This window comes from Neobacillus drentensis (genome assembly GCF_036965425.1).
Classification (GTDB): domain Bacteria; phylum Bacillota; class Bacilli; order Bacillales; family Cytobacillaceae; genus Neobacillus; species Neobacillus drentensis_F.
Genome location: NZ_JBALPP010000130.1, coordinates 1 through 219, shown reverse-complemented (window position 1 = coordinate 219; position 219 = coordinate 1). Strand labels below are relative to the sequence as shown.

Below are 219 nucleotides of genomic sequence, written 5' to 3'. Positions count from 1 at the left end.
ATTGTATAAGAAATGTATAAAAAATAAAGACAAAGTATTTAGTATAAATAATTTAAATTGCTCTGATGATGTACAGGCTAATCGAATTGATTTTTTAGTAGGAATTAGTCCCGAATACAGTTGGTACAATTCAGCTACTGAGTTTATATATTGTGAAATTAAAGCAGAGTCACTAAATTCTATCTATTCAAGATTTACCAATGATTCTGAAGTAAAAAT

General features: G+C 26.0%; 1 protein-coding gene. It reads left to right on the top strand.

What is annotated here, in order from left to right:
• On the top strand, positions 1-219 hold a 219-nt coding region (locus V7161_RS26000), incomplete at both ends, for a hypothetical protein (RefSeq protein WP_335715707.1).